This window comes from Stappia sp. ICDLI1TA098 (genome assembly GCF_054880955.1).
The window spans coordinates 476,336-493,194 of record NZ_JBTZBT010000003.1 but is presented as its reverse complement, the minus strand read 5'-3'; the positions used below and the strand labels follow the sequence as shown (position 1 = coordinate 493,194).

The 16,859-nt window shown below is 68.9% G+C and carries 14 protein-coding genes; 9 read left to right on the top strand and 5 right to left on the bottom strand.

What is annotated here, in order from left to right:
• The first annotated feature begins 4 nt into the window (after positions 1-4).
• The 3 genes from rdgB to phaZ all read left to right on the top strand — a co-directional run bounded on the left by rdgB (position 5) and on the right by phaZ (position 3,753).
• Positions 5-658, top strand: coding sequence for an RdgB/HAM1 family non-canonical purine NTP pyrophosphatase (gene rdgB / locus ACSLUQ_RS17295; RefSeq protein WP_417771269.1), 654 nt, complete (start codon positions 5-7; stop codon positions 656-658).
• Positions 655-1,890 (top strand): radical SAM family heme chaperone HemW, encoded by a 1,236-nt coding sequence (gene hemW / locus ACSLUQ_RS17290; protein WP_461809235.1) that lies wholly within the window; start codon positions 655-657, stop codon positions 1,888-1,890. The genes rdgB and hemW overlap by 4 nt, the downstream gene beginning before the upstream one ends.
• A 249-nt stretch (positions 1,891-2,139) precedes the next feature.
• Positions 2,140-3,753, top strand: a complete 1,614-nt coding sequence (gene phaZ / locus ACSLUQ_RS17285) for a polyhydroxyalkanoate depolymerase (RefSeq protein ID WP_461809234.1) — start codon at positions 2,140-2,142, stop codon at positions 3,751-3,753.
• Positions 3,754-3,913: 160 nt separating this feature from the next.
• Here the strand turns inward: phaZ and ACSLUQ_RS17280 are convergent, their stop codons facing one another.
• Complete coding sequence (locus tag ACSLUQ_RS17280; RefSeq protein ID WP_461809266.1) at positions 3,914-5,647, bottom strand: sulfatase-like hydrolase/transferase; 1,734 nt, start codon at positions 5,645-5,647, stop codon at positions 3,914-3,916.
• A 225-nt stretch (positions 5,648-5,872) separates the two neighbouring features.
• On the opposite strand from ACSLUQ_RS17280, the gene ACSLUQ_RS17275 reads away from it, so the two are divergent.
• From ACSLUQ_RS17275 to ACSLUQ_RS17265, 3 genes are read left to right on the top strand one after another with little or no spacing between them, the layout of a single operon-like run.
• Positions 5,873-6,919: a TRAP transporter substrate-binding protein gene (locus tag ACSLUQ_RS17275; protein WP_461809233.1), complete on the top strand. Its 1,047-nt coding sequence runs from the start codon at positions 5,873-5,875 to the stop codon at positions 6,917-6,919.
• Positions 6,920-6,973: 54 nt separating this feature from the next.
• Positions 6,974-7,516: a TRAP transporter small permease gene (locus ACSLUQ_RS17270; RefSeq protein WP_461809232.1), complete on the top strand. Its 543-nt coding sequence runs from the start codon at positions 6,974-6,976 to the stop codon at positions 7,514-7,516.
• Positions 7,513-8,835 carry a TRAP transporter large permease gene (locus ACSLUQ_RS17265; RefSeq protein WP_461809231.1) on the top strand — a complete coding sequence of 441 codons (1,323 nt, stop codon included), beginning with the start codon at positions 7,513-7,515 and terminating at the stop codon, positions 8,833-8,835. The genes ACSLUQ_RS17270 and ACSLUQ_RS17265 overlap by 4 nt, the downstream gene beginning before the upstream one ends.
• Here the strand turns inward: ACSLUQ_RS17265 and ACSLUQ_RS17260 are convergent.
• The 3 genes from ACSLUQ_RS17260 to ACSLUQ_RS17250 are packed head-to-tail and all read right to left on the bottom strand — an operon-like array spanning position 8,829 to position 12,577.
• Positions 8,829-9,794, bottom strand: coding sequence for a lysophospholipid acyltransferase family protein (locus tag ACSLUQ_RS17260; RefSeq protein WP_461809230.1), 966 nt, complete (start codon positions 9,792-9,794; stop codon positions 8,829-8,831). The genes ACSLUQ_RS17265 and ACSLUQ_RS17260 overlap by 7 nt on opposite strands.
• Positions 9,791-11,221: a cytochrome P450 gene (locus ACSLUQ_RS17255; protein WP_461809229.1), complete on the bottom strand. Its 1,431-nt coding sequence runs from the start codon at positions 11,219-11,221 to the stop codon at positions 9,791-9,793. The genes ACSLUQ_RS17260 and ACSLUQ_RS17255 overlap by 4 nt, the downstream gene beginning before the upstream one ends.
• Before the next feature lie 51 nt (positions 11,222-11,272).
• Positions 11,273-12,577: an amidohydrolase family protein gene (locus ACSLUQ_RS17250; RefSeq protein WP_461809228.1), complete on the bottom strand. Its 1,305-nt coding sequence runs from the start codon at positions 12,575-12,577 to the stop codon at positions 11,273-11,275.
• Between the two features lie 197 nt (positions 12,578-12,774).
• Between ACSLUQ_RS17250 and ACSLUQ_RS17245 the strand changes: the two genes are divergently transcribed.
• On the top strand, positions 12,775-13,314 hold the full coding sequence (locus ACSLUQ_RS17245) for an MAPEG family protein (protein ID WP_461809227.1): 540 nt from the start codon (positions 12,775-12,777) through the stop codon (positions 13,312-13,314).
• On the opposite strand, the gene pobA is transcribed toward ACSLUQ_RS17245, so the two are convergent.
• Complete coding sequence (pobA, locus tag ACSLUQ_RS17240) at positions 13,308-14,528, bottom strand: 4-hydroxybenzoate 3-monooxygenase (protein WP_461809226.1); 1,221 nt, start codon at positions 14,526-14,528, stop codon at positions 13,308-13,310. The genes ACSLUQ_RS17245 and pobA overlap by 7 nt on opposite strands.
• Before the next feature lie 131 nt (positions 14,529-14,659).
• On the opposite strand from pobA, the gene ACSLUQ_RS17235 reads away from it, so the two are divergent.
• Together ACSLUQ_RS17235 and ACSLUQ_RS17230 are read left to right on the top strand one after the other, a co-directional pair.
• Complete coding sequence (locus ACSLUQ_RS17235) at positions 14,660-15,574, top strand: helix-turn-helix domain-containing protein (RefSeq protein ID WP_461809225.1); 915 nt, start codon at positions 14,660-14,662, stop codon at positions 15,572-15,574.
• A 71-nt stretch (positions 15,575-15,645) separates the two neighbouring features.
• Entirely contained in the window at positions 15,646-16,845 is a 1,200-nt protein-coding gene (locus ACSLUQ_RS17230) for an APC family permease (RefSeq protein ID WP_461809224.1), read from the top strand.
• Positions 16,846-16,859: the final 14 nt, after the last annotated feature.

Here is a 16,859-nt window from a genome sequence, read left to right as displayed (position 1 = left end):
GCCGATGAGCGAGACGCAAGTCCGCCGCAGGCTCGGCCCGGGCCGGCTGGTGATGGCGAGCCACAACAAGGGCAAACTGCGCGAGTTCTCCGAGCTGATGGCCCCCTTTGGTCTCGAGGTGGTCTCGGCCGGCGAGCTCGGCCTGCCCGAGCCGGAGGAGACCGGCACCACCTTCGAGGCGAACGCCGAGCTGAAGGCGCGGGCGGCGACCGAGGCCACGGGCCTGCCGGCGCTGGCCGACGACAGCGGCTTCTGCGTGGCAGCGCTCGGCGGCGACCCCGGCATCTACTCGGCCCGCTGGGCCGGGCCGGAGAAGGACTTCGCCATGGCCATGCGCACCATCGAGGAGAAGCTGCAGGCGGCGGGCGCCCTGACACCGGAGGCGCGCCGCGCCTCCTTCGTCGCCGTGCTCTGCCTTGCCTGGCCGGACGGCCATGTGGAGCTGATCCGGGGTGAGGTCGAGGGCACCGCCGTGTGGCCGCCGCGCGGCAGCGGCGGCTTCGGCTACGATCCGATCTTCCAGCCAGACGGCCATGAGACCACCTTCGGCGAGATGTCGTCGGAGGAAAAGCACGGCTGGTCTCGGCCGGACGAGGCTCTGTCGCATCGCGCGCGCGCCTTTCTGGCGCTCGCTCGGGAGTGTCTGGAGGCACAATGACCGGTAGGGACAGGCAGGAGCGCAGGGTGGACAGCTTCGCGGCGATCGCGGACCGGAAGGACGGTGGCCCGATCGCGCCCGTCGCCGTCGAGGGCGGCTTCGGCATCTACGTGCACTGGCCGTTCTGCGAGTCCAAATGTCCCTATTGCGACTTCAACAGCCATGTCCGCCACACCCGGATCGACCAGTCGCGCTTTGCCGCCGCCTTCGAGACGGAGCTTGCGACCATGGCCGGGCGCACCCGGGGGCGGGTGGTCGATTCCGTCTTTCTCGGCGGCGGCACCCCGTCGCTGATGCTGCCGCAGACGGTCGAGCGGGTTCTCGACGCGGTCGCGAAGCACTGGTCGCTCGCGCCCGGCGTCGAGGTGTCCATGGAGGCGAACCCCTCGTCCGTCGAGGCCGAACGGTTTCGCGGCTACCGATCGGCCGGCGTCAACCGCCTGTCGCTCGGCGTGCAGGCGATGAACGACGCCGACCTCAAGCGCCTCGGCCGGCTGCATGACACGGCGCAGGCGCGACGCGCCATTGAGACGGCGCGGGCAACCTTCGAGCGGATCTCCTTCGACCTTATCTATGCCCGCCCGGACCAGTCGGCCGCCGACTGGAAAGCCGAGCTGGAACAGGCGCTTGCACTGGCGGCCGACCATCTGTCGCTCTATCAGCTCACCATCGAGCCCGGCACGCCGTTCTTCGAGCTCTACCGCCGGGGCGCGCTCGTGGTGCCGGATGCCGACCATGGCGCCGACCTCTACGAGCTGACCCAGGAGATCTGCAACGCCAACGGCATGCCGGCCTACGAGGTCTCGAACCACGCAAGACCCGGCGCGGAATGCCGGCACAACCTGGTCTACTGGCGCTATGGCGACTATGTCGGCGTCGGGCCGGGCGCCCATGGCCGGCTTTCGGGCGGCAACGGCAAGTTCGCCACCGCGACCGAGCGCCACCCCGAGACCTGGCTGGCGGCGGTCGAGACGCGCGGCGACGGGCTCGTCGAGGATCTGTCGCTGACCGCGGAGGAACAGGGCGACGAGTTCCTGCTGATGGGCCTTCGGCTCGTCGAGGGCGTCGACCTCGCCCGCTACGAGGCGATCTCGGGGCGGCGGATCAACCCGCGCCGCATCGCCGACCTGGTCGAGCATGACATGGTGGAACGACTCGACGGCGACCGCGTTCGGGCGACTCCTGGCGGTTTTCTTGTTCTCGACGCCGTCGTGGCCGATCTCGCCGCCTGAACTTTCGGACAAGGCAAACAAATTTACCGGCTACTTGCGTCTTTTGCGAAGTTTCTGGAACGGCTCCCGATTCGGAGCTGATTCGCCCTCGCCAGAGCGATCCGGCGGGCATCCCGCCCGCCGGATGCAAGGCTTGCCGTCGTCTGACAGTTGAACGACGCAGTGTTTTACGCATATTCTTTTTGCAATGCGAAAAATGCCGGTGACGCCGCCAGTCGCGCGACGCCCGTCGGACTGCGAGGTCGGTCAGTGTTCTATCAATTCTACGAGTTCAATCATGCGGCAATGAGCCCTGTCCGGGCGGCCGCTGACATGACGCGTCTATACTTCCAGAACCCATTGAATCCACTCACACATACGCCAGTTGGGCGGCAGGTTGCCGCCGGCTGCGAGTTGGTCGAGAGGCTGACCCGGCGCTATGGCAAGCCGGAGTTCGGGCTGCCCGAGACGACGGTCGGCGGCGTCAAGGTGCAGGTGCGAGAAGAGGTCGTCTGGAGCAAGCCGTTCTGCAATCTTCTGCATTTCGACCGCAAGGTCGGCCAGCGCAAGCACAAGGATCCGACGATCCTGGTGGTCGCGCCGATGTCCGGTCACTACGCGACGCTGCTGCGCGGCACGGTCGAGACACTTCTCCCGAAGGCCGACATCTACATCACGGACTGGGTCGACGCGCGCATGGTGCCGCTCGCGGAGGGCCAGTTCGACCTCGACGACTACGTCGACTATCTCATTGAGATGCTTCATCATCTTGGGCCGGACACGCATGTCGTCGCGGTCTGTCAGCCCTCGGTTCCGGCCCTCGTCGCGACGGCGGTGATGGAACAGCACGGCGACCCCTGCGCGCCCGCCAGCCTGACGCTGATGGGCGGGCCGATCGACACGCGGATCAATCCGACGGCGGTCAACGACCTCGCAGAGCACAAGCCGATCGAATGGTTCGAGCGCAACGTCATCATGAAGGTTCCGTTCCCGCAACCGGGCTTCATGCGCGACGTCTACCCCGGCTTCCTGCAGCTTTCGGGCTTCATGAGCATGAATCTCGACCGGCATGTCAGCGCGCACAACGACTACTTCCAGCATCTGGTGGCCGGAGATGGTGACAGCGCCGAGAAGCATCGCGATTTCTACGACGAATATCTTGCGGTGATGGATCTGACGGCGGAGTTCTACCTGCAAACAGTCGACACGGTGTTCATCAAGCATTCCCTGGCCAAGGGCGAGCATCACCACCGCGGCGAGCTGGTGGATTGCGGCGCGATCCGCCGCACGGCGCTGCTGACGGTCGAGGGCGAGAAGGACGACATCACCGGGCGCGGCCAGACCAAGGCGGCGCATGACCTGTGCACCAGCCTCGCCGCCGACATGCAGGCTCACTACATGCAGCCAAATGTCGGGCACTACGGCGTTTTCAACGGCTCGCGGTTCCGCGCCGAGATCGCCCCGCGCATTCTCGACTTCATCCGCTCGCATCCCTCCCGGCCTGAGCAGGCGCCGGCGGTGCCGAGCAGGCGCACGCCGGTCGCCGAGGCGGAAAAGGCCGGGGATACCGCCCCCGCCGTCGCACCTGCCCCTGCACCTGCCCCGGCCAAGGCGAAGCCGGCGGCGACCCGCGATCCGCTGGGCGAGATCCTGCTTGCCGAGCCGCGCGGCGTTGCCGACGACCTGACGGCGATCACCGGCATCGGGCCCAAGCTGCAGACCGCGCTCAACGGCGCCGGCATCTTCCATTTCTGGCAGATCGCGGCGCTGAACGAAGCGCAGATCGAGGCTCTGGACGGGAAGCTGGACTTCCGCGGCCGCATCGCCCGTGACGGCTGGATCGAGCAGGCGCGCAAGTTCGCCGAGCAGCCGGCGGCAAGCTGAAGCGACGGCATTTCCGGCCGATAATTGTGCATTTCGGACAATTTCGGCGCAGACTTTCGAAAATGAAGCGCGGCGAAACGCGATTTCGCCGCGCTTTTTCGTAGGCCGCCACCGCGCTGGCGGATTGGCCCGGCGCGCGGACTTGTCCCCGCCGGCTGCCTCAGCCCTTCGGGTCGACGCGTCCTTGATAGAAGGCAAGCGCCTCGGCCGCGACATCGCTCTCGTCATAGGCGCCGATGAGAACGCCGGTGCGCCCGCCCGCGCCGGAACGACGGGCAAGGATCTCGGCATCGGAGACGGTGGTGCGCTGGCTGAGCCGCCGCCCCCAGAGGCCGAGCCGGTCGGTCAGCCGCGCGACCTCGCCGGCGAAGGCCGGATCGCGTCCCAGGTCGGAGAATTCATCCGGGTCGCTCTGCAGGTCGAAGAGCATCGGCGGCAGGCCGCCTTCGGCGTGGACAAGCTTGAAGCGCCCGTCGAAGACCATGAACAGGCGGGCGTCCTCGACCGACACGCCGAGCCGGTCGGCCATGGGCGTGCAGGAATAGTCGTACTCGCTGATGACGACGTCGCGCCAGTCACGGCGGCGGGCCTCCCAGGCCGCGCCGTCGCGCAGGAAGGGAACGAGCGAGCGGCCCTCGAGAATGTGACCGGGAACGGCGGCGGCGGGATCGGGCGCGCCGCGCCCTTCCTCGGCAAGCTCGACGAAGGTGGGGGCAAGGTCGATGGCCTCGACCAGCGCGTCGCAGATGGTGCCGCGCGTGGCGTCGGCGGCCGCGGACGGATCGACCACGATCAGCGGCACCTTCACCGAGGGCTCGTGGAAGAGATCCTTCTCGCCCATCCAGTGATCGCCGAGGTAGTCGCCATGGTCCGAGGTGACGACGATAATCGTGTCGTCGAGCCGGCCCGTCGCTTCAAGGTGGTCGAGCAGCCGGCCGATCTCGTCGTCGCATTGGCGCACCAGGCCCATGTAGGCGGGAATGGCGGCGAGCCGGACCTCCTCGCGCGAAAAGCTCTTCGAAGCGCGCGAGGCCATGAAGGCGGCGTAAACCGGGTTCGGATCGCGCCGCTCGCGCTCGTCGCGCCGCGCCGGCACGACGTCGCCGGGCCCGTAGAGCGCATGATAGGGCGCCGGCACCACATAGGGCCAATGCGGCTTGATGTAGGAGAGGTGGCAAAGGAAGGGCACCGTGCGCCGCTGCCGCGCGCGCTTGTCGAGAAAGCCGATGGCCTCGTCTGTGAGCCAGGCTGTCTCGCTGTCCTTCGCCGCGACATTGGCCGGCTTCGGCGCGTTGCGCATGAGCCAGCCGCTCTCGATGTCGCCGCGCCCCTGTGCGTCGCGCGCGTCCGACAGGGCGGAATTGGCGTGGTCGTGCCAGGGGTTGCGGCCACCATAGCCGCGGGCGCGCAGGAAGGCGTTGTAGGGCGAGGGCCTTGCATCATAGGGACCGTCCGGGCCTTCCGCCCAGAGCCCGTCGTCGCGCACCTCGGCATCGAAGCCGCATTCGGCAAGGCGCGCGCCGATGATGCCCCCGCGCGAGATGCCAAGCCGGTCGAGGCCGGCGTCATCCACCTTCATGTGCGTCTTGCCGATCAGCACCGCATCCATGCCGCGCGCCCGCAGATGGTCGCCAAGGGTCATCTCGCCGACCTTGAGCGGGTAGTTGTTCCAGGCCGCGCCATGCGACTGGACGTAGCGGCCGGTGTAGAAGCTCATGCGCGAGGCACCGCAGATCGGCGACTGCACATAGGCGTTGGTGAACCGCACGCCGCGCGCCGCCAGCCGGTCGAGATTGGGTGTCTCCAGACGCGGATGACCGGCGCAGGACAGATAGTCGAAGCGCAACTGGTCGAACATGATGAAGAGGATGTCGCGCGCACGTTTCGTCACGATGGCCTGTCCTTCTCGCGGGACGGCGGGGCAGGAGGCGCGCCGCTTGCGGCAGTTGACACGAACCCTGTCCGTTTTCGCAAGAGGGGCGTTTCAGCCTCTGGCGCGAAAGGTTATACAAACTGCGGCAAAACTCATTTTACATTACCAATTGCGCGGAACACCCTGCGCCGGCCGCAAGCTTGTGGAGGAAGGGTGCGGGCGCGGCGCGAGCGGGAGGATGTCGGAATGATCGGACGGTTGCTGGGAACGGCGGCCCTTGTCGCGACGATGACGGCCGGGACCTTCGGCCTCGCGGGCGCGGCATTGGCGCAGGACGTGACCCTCAGGATCCATCAGTTCCTGCCCCTGCAGGCGGCGGTTCCCGCGCGGGCCATCGCCCCCTGGATCGAGAAGGTCGAGGCGGAATCGAACGGTCGCATCAAGATCGAGCATTATCCCTCGATGCAGCTCGGCGGCGCGCCTCCGGCGCTCTATGATCAGGTTCGCGACGGCGTCGTCGACATCGTCTGGACCCTGCCCGGCTACACTCCCGGCCGCTTTCCGAAGACGGAAGCCTTCGAGCTGCCGTTCATGGCCGGCGACGCGGAAACCACCTCGCGCGCCTTCCAGCTTTACGTCGAGGAGAACGCGCTCGACGAGTTCGCCGGCGTCAAGCTGATCGCCGCGCATGTTCACGGGCCGGGCCTGATCCACGTGCGCGGCGAGGGCGTCCACGCGCTTGAGGACATGACCGGCAAGAAGCTGCGCGGCCCGACCCGCATCGTCACCCGGCTGATCGAGACACTGGGCGCAACGGCCATCGGCATGCCGGTGCCGGCGGTGCCGGAGGCACTCTCCAAGGGGGTGATCGACGGCGCGGTGGTGCCCTGGGAAGTGACGGTGCCGCTGAAACTCGCCGAACTGGTCGACACGCACACGCGCTTCGACGATCCGCACGCGCTCTATACCGCGACATTCATCTTCGCCATGAACCAGGCCAGATACGACAGCCTGCCGGACGACCTGAAGAAGGTGATCGACGACAACTCCGGCGTGGAGGTGGCCGCGCTGTTCGGCCGGGCCGACGACGAGGTCGACATCATCGGCGAGGAGAAAGCGGTCGCCGCTGGCAACACCATCGTCACGCTGGACAAGGCGGAGACCGCACGCTGGAAGGCGGCGGCCGAGCCGGTGGTCGCCGAATGGATCGCCGAGATGGATGCAAGGGGCCTCGACGGGGCGGCGCTGGTCGCGCGCGCCCGGGCGCTGATCGACAGCCAGGCCGGAAAGTGACGGACGCTCGCCGCGCCGGAAGGCGGCGGGGCGGGCGAAGGAGGGGGGAGAGCCGTGCTGCGGCAAACCGAGAAGACGCTTGAGCGCATCTGCGCGGGACTGGCCATCGCCGGAGGGGCGGTGCTTGTCCTGCTGACGGCGACGACGATGGTCTCGATCACCGGCCGCGCGCTCATCGGCATCGGGCTGAGGCCCGTCCCCGGCGACTACGAGCTGGTCGAAGCGGGCACGGCCTTCGCCATCTTCGCCTTCCTGCCCTGGTGCCAGATGAAGCGCGGCCACGTCACGGTCGACCTGTTCCTCGCCCGCTTCGGCGCACGCGTCAACGCCGCCGTCGACACGCTCGCCAACGTCCTGATGACCGCCGCCAGCGCCCTGATCGCCTGGCGGCTGTGGCTCGGCCTGCTCGACAAGAAAGCCTATGGCGAAACCACCTTCATCCTGCAGTTTCCGCTGTGGTGGGGGTATGCGGCGGCGATGATCGGCGCGATCGTCTTCGTCATCGCCTGCGCCTTCACCGTCTGGCGGAGCCTCGCCGAGGCGCTGGCCGGGCGACGTCCCGCCGATCCCGGCGACCTGCGGGAGGATGCCGCGTGACATCGCTTGAATACGGCCTCTGGTCGCTCCCGATCCTGCTCGTCCTCATCTTCCTGCGGATGCCCATCGGACTTGCCATGTTCCTCGTCGGCGTGGCCGGCACGACGCTGGTCACCGGAACCTTCGCGCCAGTGCTCGGCCAGCTCAAGTCGCAGGTCTACAGCACCTTCTCGAACTACTCGCTGTCGATCGTGCCGTTGTTCCTGCTGATGGGCCAGTTCGCCACGCGCGGCGGCATGTCCCGCGCGCTTTTCAAGGCGGCGGAGACCATGGTCGGCCACCGTCGCGGCGGCGTCGCCATGGCGGCGGTGGCGGCCTGCGGCGGCTTCGGCGCGATCTGCGGGTCGTCCCTGGCCACGGCCGCGACCATGGGTCAGGTGGCGCTGCCGGAGATGCGGCGCTTCGGCTATTCCGGCGCGCTGTCCACCGCCTGTCTTGCCGCCGGCGGCACGCTCGGCATTCTCATCCCGCCCTCGGTCGTGCTGGTCATCTACGCGATCCTGACCGAGCAGAACATTGCCAAGCTCTTCGTCGCCGCCTTCGTGCCGGGACTTCTGGCCGCTGTCGGCTACATGCTCACGGTCTCGCTCTACGTCTGGTTCAACCCGGCGAGCGCGGGCAGCCGGGAGCGGGCGGGCTGGGCGGAGCGCGGGGCAGCCCTCATCGCCGTTTGGCCGGTGCTGCTGATCTTCATCGCCGTGATCGGCGGCATCTATTCGGGCTTCTTCACGCCGACCGAGGGTGCGGCGGTGGGTGCGGCCGGCACCGGCATCGTCGCGCTGCTCAACGGCGGGCTGACGCGGGCCAGCCTTGTCGAGGCCTTCCTGGCAACGGCGAGCGCCACCGGCATGATCTTCTTCATCGTGCTCGGCGCCAACATCTTCAACAGCTTCCTGGCGTTCTCGCAGCTTCCGCAACAGTCGGCCGCCTATGTCGTCGGCCTCGGGCTCGACCCGTGGGTGGTGCTGGTGCTGATCCTGCTGTGCTACCTCGTCTTCGGCTGCATCATGGATTCGCTCTCCATGATCCTGCTGACGATCCCGATCTTCTTCCCCATCGTCTCGGCGCTCGACTTCGGCCTCGCGCCGGAGGATTTCGCCCTGTGGTTCGGCATCATCGTGCTGATCGTGGTCGAGGTCGGGCTGATCACCCCGCCAGTGGGCATGAACCTCTTCGTCATCAACTCGATGGCGCCCGACGTGCCGCTGTCGCAGACGTTCCGCGGCGTGGTGCCCTTCATCGCCAGCGACATCCTGCGCGTGGCGCTGCTCGTCGTCTTCCCCGGACTGACGCTTTTCATGGTGCACTGGCTCTATTGAGCCGGTGCGCCGGGAAAGGCCGCGAAGCCGGGAAGGCGCAGCTCGGGCAGCATGTACCATTGCGCCAGATTGGCGCGCACCAGCGGTTCGATGGCCGCGTCAATGGCCGCAACGCCCGCCGTCAGCGCCGGTCCGCCGCCGCCCGAGCGGTCAAAGGACAGCGGCGCGCCGGTGACGAAGCGATAGCGCCCTCCCCCTTGCCTGAGCACATGAACCGGCACGATCGACGCCCCCGTCCTCAGCGCCAGCTTCACCGCCAGGACCGCGTTGCCGCGCTCCGGCAGAGGCCGTCCGAAGGCGGGCAGATGCACCTGCCGGTCACGCACCTCGTCGACAAAAAGAATCGCGTCGAACCCCTGCCCGACCACGCAGCGATGCAGGTGGCGGGCGGAGCGCTGGCCGGGCGGGAAGGCAAAAAGCCCGTAGCGCACGCGCAGCCGCGAGACGATGCGGTTGGACAGGACCGAGGGCTCCGGCTGCCAGGTGCCGACCGCCGAGCGACCGAGACCGTTGAGGACCATGTCGAAAGCCAGTTCGAACGGCCCGAGATGGACAGCGACGAAGATCACCTGGCCCAACGGTGGCAACGGTCCCTCGCAGGTGACGCGACCCGCGTCGCGAAAACGCTCCAGAACCGCGTATTCGGCGCGCATTGCCCCTGCCCCACGCCACCACAGGCGCTCGCCGGCCAACGCCTGCGCGTCCGACAGCGGCGCCTGCGGATGAAGGCAGGCAAGGTTCCAGGCGAGGCGGCGGGCGAAGATACGGCGGCGGTTGAGCCATTGCGCCAGCGGCGCCACCGCACTGCCGAAGGCCGGAGCGAAGCCGACGGGAAGCCGACGAAGCAGTGCGTAAACGCCAGCCTTGAGCAGGTCGAACAGGCCCGCTCGATAGCCGTCCGGTTCCGCCGCCAGGGTTTCGGAAAACGGCAGATCCGGCTGGCGGCGCGGCGGGGTCATCGACCCGCGCGCGGGATCAGCCGCATGGGCAGCCTCTCGCCCGGACGCAGGGTAAGCCGGCAGACCGGCTCGACCGACACGCCCTCGCCAAGCTCGAGGCGGAAGTCGCGGGCGAGCATGGCAAGCGACAGGATCGTCTCGGTCATGCCGAAGGCAAGACCGGCGCAGATGCGCGGGCCGATGGCAAACGGCACATAGGCGAATTTCGACTGGCCGCCGCGCGCCTGGCCAAGGAAGCGCTCCGGCTCGAAATGATCGGCGCGCGGCCAGAGCTCGGGGTTGCGGTGCAGCAGCCAGGGCACGACCATCACCAGCGAGCCCTTCGGCGTGGCGATGCCGCCCACGGTCTCGTCGGCGCGCGCCTCGCGGGCGAGGATCGGCACCGGCGGATAGAGCCGCAGGGTTTCCTCGACAACGGCGCGGGTGAAGGGCAGTTCCGACATCTCGGAGAACCGCGGATCATGGTCGCCGAGCACGCTGTCGAGCTCCGCCTCGAGGCGGTCGCGGACGCCGGGCGCCTGCGACAGCAGATACCAGGCCCAGGCCAGCGTGTTGGCCGTCGTCTCGTGGCCAGCCATGAAAATCACCGCGGCCTCGTTGCGGATCGCCTCGCGCGAGAGCGGGCGGCCGTCCTCGTCGCGGGCGTCGAGCAGGCCGCCGATGACGGAGGTCTCTCCCGCCCGCCGCCGCTCCTCGAAGCGCGAAATGACTTCTTCCAGCACCTTGTCGATGCGCGCCACCGCCCGGCGGATGGCGCGGCCGCGCCGGCGCGGCAGCCAGTCCGGCAGGCCAAGCAGCGAGGCGAGGTCGATCTGGTCGATGTGGCGCTGGTAGTCGGTGAAGGCCTCGACCACCTCGGCGGCGTAGTCGCGGCCGAGCGCGCTGCCAAAGATGGTGCGGCAGATGATCTCCGCCGTCAGATGCGCCATCTCCTGAAGCGCGTCGACCTGCGCCCCGGCGCCCAGCGCGCGCCAGGCGGAGCGCCGCTCGGCAACCGTCTCGGCCATCACGGGGAAGAAGTCGCGCACCCGCGAGGCATGGATGATGGGCGCGACCACCTGCCGGCGCCGGCGCCAGGTCTCGCCGTCGGAGATGAACAGGCCGTCGCCGAGTAGCGGCTCCAGCGCGTGGCGCATCTGCGCGCTCTTGCGCTCGAAGTTCGCGTGCTTGCGCACGAAGGCCTCCTGCACGGTCTCCGGGCTGTTGCAGACGAAGATCTGCTTGCGCAGGATGGCGATCCGCAACCAGGGCCGGGAGAAGGCGGGGGCCGGCCAGATGTTGAGAAAGCTGCGCCGGGCTAGGCCGAGAAGCTTCCACACAGGTGGCGCGCCGGCCGGGCGGAAGGGATAGGGCGGCACGAAGGGCGCCTCGGTGGCGGCCGCTTGCGCGGTCTCGCGCCCGTCCCCGACGCCCGTATTCTCGGCCATGCCGTCTCCCTTGCCCGTCTTGGTGCCATATGCCGCCCGCGCGGCGGGTGTTCAGCCTTGCGCGCGGCCTGCGGCGGGCGCATAGGCGGCCGGGTCGACCAGCTCGGGGCGCCCCTCCAGCGACAGGCGCGAGACCGCCGGCGCGCTTTCGGCGATCACCCTGCCCCGGCGCACGACGGCGAGCCGGCGCGCGCGCAGGCGAATCGCCTCGATCCGGTCGGCCGCCTGCAGCAGCACGAAATCGGCGTTGCAGCCCGGCGCGAGCCCGTAGCCCTCAAGCCCGAGGATCCGCGCCGGGTGGGCGGTCACGCAATCGAAGGCATAGCGCATGTCGTCGCGGCTCATCATCTGCGCCACATGGGTGCCCATGGAGGCAACCTCCAGCATGTCGCCCGAGCCCATCGAATACCAGGGATCCATGACGCAGTCGTGGCCAAAGGCGACGGTGACGCCGTGGGCGCGCAGCTCCGGCACCCGCGTCTGCCCGCGACGCTTGGGATAGGTGTCGTGGCGCCCCTGGATGGTGATGTTGATGAGCGGGTTGGCGATGGCCGAAACGCCGGCCTCGGCGATCAGCGGCAGCAGCTTGGAAACGTAATAATTGTCCATGGAGTGCATGGAGGTGAGATGCGAGCCGGTCGCCCGGCCCTGAAGCCCGAGGCGTTGCGCCTCGTAGGCCAGCGTCTCGATGTGGCGCGACATCGGATCGTCGCTCTCGTCGCAATGCAGGTCGACCATCAGGCCGCGTTCCGCAGCGATCTCGCACAGCCGGCGCACCGAGCGGGCGCCATCGTCCATGGTGCGTTCGAAATGCGGAATGCCGCCGACCACATCGACGCCCATGTCGAGTGCGCGCAGCAGGTTCCGCTCGGCCGTAGGCGAGCGGAACAGCCCGTCCTGGGGGAAGGCGACAAGCTGCAGGTCGAGATAGGGCGCGACCTTGCGCTTGACCTCCAGCAGCGCCTCGACGCCGGTCAGCCTGTCATCGCAGACATCCACATGCGAGCGGATCGCAAGCAGGCCCTGCGACACGGCGAGGTCGCAATAGGCAAGCGCCCGTTCGACCACCGCCTCGACGGTCAGGAGCGGCTTCAGCTCGCCCCACAGCGCGATGCCCTCGAGCAGCGTGCCGCTCTCGTTCATGCGCGGCAGGCCCAGCGACAGGGTCGCGTCCATGTGGAAATGGCTGTCGACGAAGGGCGGCGAGACCAGATGCCCGCCCGCCTCGACGACACGACCCGCCTCCGCCTCGATGCCCGGCTCGACGGCAACGATCCGCCCGTCGCGGCAGGCGATGTCGATGCGCGTGCGCCCGTCGGGCAGGGTCGCGTTCTTGACGAGAAGGTCGAGGGACATGAGGTCGGGCTCTGGGCTATGGTGATGATGGCGACGCAGGCAGGTGCCAGACGCGCGGATGCGCAGCAGCGGCGGCGATCCGCGCCGAGTTTCGGCAAATTCCGCGGGAACCTCAAGCCCGGGGCGGGCATGTCTCCACGCATTGCTGCACCGATGGCGGGAAGATGCGCGCGCCCGAGACGACGGAGACAGGCAAGATGACCTCCCAGGATCCCTTTCGCGCCGAACAACGCGGCGTTGCCTTCGGCATGGCACGGGCGGCGGGGCTTGCGCTGCTGGTCCTCGCGGCGGCGGCCTACCTTGGCCTGAAGGCCCCCACGCCGTCGCTGGCGGAGCGCGTGGCCGCCACGCTGCGGGTCGACCTTCTCGTCGTTTTCTGGCTCGCGGCGGCGATCGCCAATGTGGCTCAACTGCGGTTCTTCTCGCCCGTCGACATCGCCGGCAGCAGCGGGGCGCAGGAGAGCGAGGCCGTACGCCGCGGCCGCGCGGTCCTGCAGAACACGCTGGAGCAGGCGGCGCTGGCACTGCCGGTCCATCTGGCGCTCGCCGTGCTGCTGGAAAGCGCCGTGCCCGTCGTCACCGCGCTGGCGCTGCTGTTCTGCCTCGGTCGGGCGGCTTTCTGGCGCGGCTACGCCAAAGGTGCTCCGGCCCGCGCCTTCGGCTTCGCGCTGACCTTCTATCCAAGCCTGATCGGCCTCGTCGCGGCCATGGCGGCCGCGCTCACCACGCTTCAGTAGGCCAGGCCGACGTAGTTCTCCGCGAGCGCCGCCCGCGCCGCCCGCGAGGCCTTCAGATAGTCGAATTCCGCCTGCTGCAGGCGCCGGCCGAAGGCGCCGCGCTCGGGCAGATCGTGGAGCAGCGTCGTCATCCACCAGGAAAAGCGCTCGGCCTTCCAGACACGCGCCAGCGCGCGCTGCGGATAGGCGACAAGGGCCGCCTCTTCGCCACCGCCCCGGCCCTCCCGGCCATACCAGCCGATCAGCGCCTGCGAGAGGTAATGGATGTCGGAGGCGGCGAGGTTGAGCCCCTTGGCCCCCGTCGGCGGCACGATGTGGGCGGCATCGCCGGCAAGGAACAACCGTCCGTGACGCATGGTCTCGCAGACATAGGAGCGCAGCGGCGCGACGCTCTTCTCGATGGCGGGACCGGTCTCGAGACCGGCGGCGACATCCGCCGGCAGGTGATCCGCCAGCGCCTCCCAGAAGCGGTCGTCGGACCAGTTGGAGACCTCTTCGTCGCTGGCGCACTGGATATAGTAGCGGCTGCGGGTGGGCGAGCGCATGGAGCAGAGCGCGAAGCCACGCGGGCCGCTGGCATAGATGAGCTCGTCGGAGACCGGCGGCACGTCGGCAAGCATCCCGAGCCAGCCGAAGGGATAGACCAGCTCGAACCCGGCAAGACGATCCGCCGGGATCGAGCGGCGCGAAACGCCGTGGAACCCGTCGCAACCGGCGATGAAATCGCAGTCGATGCGGTGTGTCAGCCCGTCACGGCGGAAGGTCGCATGGGGGGCCTCGCCCTCGAGACCGAAGAGCGCCACATCCTCGGCCTGGTCGATCACCACCCCGGCGCGCGCGTCGCGGGCGGCGTAAAGATCGGCCGTCACCTCGGTCTGCCCGTAGACCATCACCGTGCTGCCGCCGGTCAGGCCGGCGAGATCGATGCGCAGGCGCTCCTCGCCAAAGGCGATTTCGACGCCGTCATGAACAAGACCCTCCTTGTCCATGCGCCCGCCTGCCCCGGCGCGGCGCAGCAGATCGGCGGTGCCCTGCTCGAGCACCCCGGCGCGGATGCGCGAGAGAACGTGGGCGCGCGACCGGCGCTCGAGCACCACCGTTTCGATGCCGGCGAGATCGAGCAATTGCGACAGCAGCAGGCCGGACGGGCCACCGCCGATGATGAGAACCTGCGTGCGCGTGCGCGCGCCGCCGGGTGCTGAAATCCCGCCCATGCCTTCCTCCCCTGACCGGCCGGCGCCTTCCCTCCCCGGAAGGTTCCATCCCCGCCGCCTGGCCGACTTCTTCCGCCGATGATGCGCACAAGCGCTTGCGCCGGGAAGGCCGATACCGTTCCAATAGATGGATGAATCGAACAAGACAGCGCGCGCCGGACTACGGACTTTACGGGGAACCGGCCGGGCCGGCCTTTCCGGATACGCTGCATATCGAACGCATCTCGGCGCGCAGCGGCCCACATCGCTGGCGCATCGCGCAGCACCGCCATCCGGCGCTGCACCAGATCTTCTGGATCGCGCGGGGCGGCGGTACGCTCCTTCTTGAGGACGAGGACATCGCGCTCGGCGGTGCAACGGCGCTCAACCTTCCCGCCGGCAGCGTGCACGGCTTCCGCTTTCGCGAAAACACCGAGGGCAGCGTCGTGACGCTTCCGGCAACCGTCTTCGAGCCGCTGCGCGCCAGGCTCGATCCCGGCCGGCGGCTCGACAGGGCGATGGCGCTTGCCGGAACCGGCGACGCTCCGGACATGCTGGAGGCGCTTCACCGCGAGCACGCCGCCTCCGCGCCCGGACGGGCGGAGGCGATGACGGCGCTCGCCACGTTGCTCTGCATCTGGCTGGTCCGGCGGGCAGGCGCCGGCGCGCCGGCAGAACAGGCGGCGGCGGGCGATGCGGCGGGTCGTCTCTTCGCCCGCTTCGCGGCGCTGCTCGACCGGTGCATCGGCCTCGGCGCGCCGGGACGCGCGGGCGCGGAGCGGCAGGACGTGCCGATGACCGTGACCGGCTTCGCCGGCGCGCTGTCCGTCAGCCCGCCACACCTGAGCCGCGTCTGCCGCGAACAGACCGGAAAGCCCGCCTCGGCACTGATCCGCGAACGGCAGATGCTGGAGGCCCGCCGGCTGCTTGCCTACACCCAGCAGGATGTGGCCGGCATTGCCTACCGGTTGGGGTTTGCCGACCCGAGCTATTTCTCGAGGCAGTTCTCGGCGCAGACCGGCACCTCGCCGCGCGCCTTTCGCCGGGGCTTCACGCGGCCGAAGTGACGCGCCCGCATCGGGCCGGTGCCGCAGCTTCCGCTTGACCGGATCGAAAGGGCGGCGGACAAGATTGGGGAATGCGCCTCGACATCGTCATCCTGGCGGCCACCCTGCTGTGCGCCGCCCTTCTCGCCCGCCCCGCGCTTGCCCGGCTGCCGCTCTGGCGGGCGACGGTGACGCCGCTGGCGTCGATCATCGGCAGCGGCTTCCTGGTGCTGGGGCCGGTGCTGGGCACCTCCTACGGAGCCTATGCGCCGCTCGCCATGGCGCTGTTGTGCCTGGGCGCGTGGCTCATCGGGTCGGCCGTGCGTTTCAACATCACCCGGCTGGAGACGACCGCCGGCAGGCGCACGGCAACGGAGGAGCGGCTCGACATGGCCGCTTCCTGGGCGCTGTCCTTCGCCTATGTGATTTCCGTCACCTACTACCTCAACCTGTTCGGCTCCTTCGGCGTCAGCCTGACGCCGCTGCACGAAAGCCTGCACGCGCGGCTTCTGACGAGCGCAGTCCTGTGCGTCATCCTCGTCGTCGGCTGGACCTGGGGCTTTCGGGCGCTGGAGGGACTGGAGCAGGTGTCGGTGACCGTGAAGCTCGCCGTCATCGCCGGGCTGCTGGCCGGCCTTGTCCTGCATTTCGGCGACACCGCGGCAACGGGCGGACTGAAGTTCGATCCGGCGAAGGTGACCGGCTGGAGCGCCGTGACCCTCGGCTTCGGCCTCATCGTCACCGTGCAGGGCTTCGAGACCTCGCGCTATCTCGGCGCGACCTATGACGCAAGGACGCGCATCCGCTCGATGGCCCTGGCGCAGATCATCGCAACGGTGATCTACCTCGCCTATATCGGCCTCGTTTCCTACGACCTGGTCATGCCGTCGGGAAAGCTGACGGAAACCGCCATCATCGGCATGATGGCCCAGATCGCGCCGGTCCTGCCGGTCCTGCTGGTGGTCGCCGCTCTGAGCGCCCAGTTCAGCGCCGCCATCGCCGACACCAGCGGCTGCGGCGGCCTTGTCGAGGAGGAGACGCGCCGGCGCATTCCCGAGCGCCACGCCTATGTGCTGCTGGTCGCAATCGGCCTGCTGCTGACGTGGAGTTCCGGCGTCTTCGAGATCATCTCCTACGCCTCGCGCGCCTTCGCGCTCTACTACGCGCTGCAGGCGATGGTCGCGGCGGTGGGCGCCCGGGCGCAAGGCAGGACGGGCAAGGCCGCGGGCTTCGCGCTGATGGCGCTCGCCGCCGCCGCCGTCACCCTCTTTGGAACGCCGGCGGAAGGCTGAGCACGGCGTGAGCG

Excerpts from the sequence above, each read along its gene's own strand:
- ACSLUQ_RS17230 (WP_461809224.1), top strand. The coding sequence starts at position 15,646 with ATGCGCCTCGACATCGTCATCCTGGCGGCCACCCTGCTGTGCGCCGCC.
- ACSLUQ_RS17250 (WP_461809228.1), bottom strand. The coding sequence starts at position 12,577 with ATGTCCCTCGACCTTCTCGTCAAGAACGCGACCCTGCCCGACGGGCGC.
- pobA (WP_461809226.1), bottom strand. The coding sequence starts at position 14,528 with ATGGGCGGGATTTCAGCACCCGGCGGCGCGCGCACGCGCACGCAGGTT.
- ACSLUQ_RS17255 (WP_461809229.1), bottom strand. The coding sequence starts at position 11,221 with ATGGCCGAGAATACGGGCGTCGGGGACGGGCGCGAGACCGCGCAAGCG.
- ACSLUQ_RS17260 (WP_461809230.1), bottom strand. The coding sequence starts at position 9,794 with ATGACCCCGCCGCGCCGCCAGCCGGATCTGCCGTTTTCCGAAACCCTG.
- hemW (WP_461809235.1), top strand. The coding sequence starts at position 655 with ATGACCGGTAGGGACAGGCAGGAGCGCAGGGTGGACAGCTTCGCGGCG.
- ACSLUQ_RS17275 (WP_461809233.1), top strand. The coding sequence starts at position 5,873 with ATGATCGGACGGTTGCTGGGAACGGCGGCCCTTGTCGCGACGATGACG.
- ACSLUQ_RS17245 (WP_461809227.1), top strand. The coding sequence starts at position 12,775 with ATGACCTCCCAGGATCCCTTTCGCGCCGAACAACGCGGCGTTGCCTTC.
- ACSLUQ_RS17235 (WP_461809225.1), top strand. The coding sequence starts at position 14,660 with ATGAATCGAACAAGACAGCGCGCGCCGGACTACGGACTTTACGGGGAA.
- rdgB (WP_417771269.1), top strand. The coding sequence starts at position 5 with ATGAGCGAGACGCAAGTCCGCCGCAGGCTCGGCCCGGGCCGGCTGGTG.